Source organism: Janthinobacterium sp. UMAB-56 (assembly GCF_900095265.1).
Classification (GTDB): domain Bacteria; phylum Pseudomonadota; class Gammaproteobacteria; order Burkholderiales; family Burkholderiaceae_D; genus Janthinobacterium.
Window position 1 is genome coordinate 1 of sequence record NZ_LT607703.1, and the last position, 576, is coordinate 576.

Annotated in this window: 1 protein-coding gene; it reads right to left on the bottom strand. The window is 56.6% G+C overall.

Translation table 11 applies throughout. The features are described from left to right. The coding region (locus tag K0F85_RS28345) for a GTP-binding protein (RefSeq protein ID WP_219119135.1) at positions 1 to 573 on the bottom strand (573 nt) is incomplete at its 3' end. Between the last annotated feature and the right edge of the window lie 3 nt (positions 574 to 576).

Genomic DNA, 576 nt, shown 5'->3' on the forward strand with positions numbered 1-576 from the left:
CACTGCGTCAACGCCCATTTCGCCTTCTTTGCCTTCCAGCGCCATACGTGCCGAACCTTTGATGATAGGCAGGTCGTCGCCTGGGAATTCGTACTTCGACAACAGCTCGCGCACTTCCATTTCAACCAGTTCCAGCAGCTCTGCGTCGTCGACCAGGTCGCACTTGTTCAGGAACACGATGATGTATGGAACGCCAACTTGGCGGGCCAGCAGGATGTGTTCGCGGGTCTGTGGCATTGGGCCGTCAGCTGCGGAGCACACCAGGATCGCGCCGTCCATCTGCGCTGCACCGGTAATCATGTTTTTGATGTAATCGGCGTGGCCTGGGCAGTCAACGTGCGCGTAGTGACGCGTTTCCGTTTCGTACTCGACGTGGGCGGTGTTAATCGTGATACCGCGCGCTTTTTCTTCTGGTGCTGCATCGATCTGGTCGTATGCTTTAGCTTCGCCGCCGAATTTCTTCGACAGAACCGTTGCGATTGCAGCGGTCAGCGTGGTTTTACCGTGGTCGACGTGGCCGATGGTGCCGACGTTGACGTGCGGCTTGGTCCGTTCGAATTTACCTTTTGCCATTTT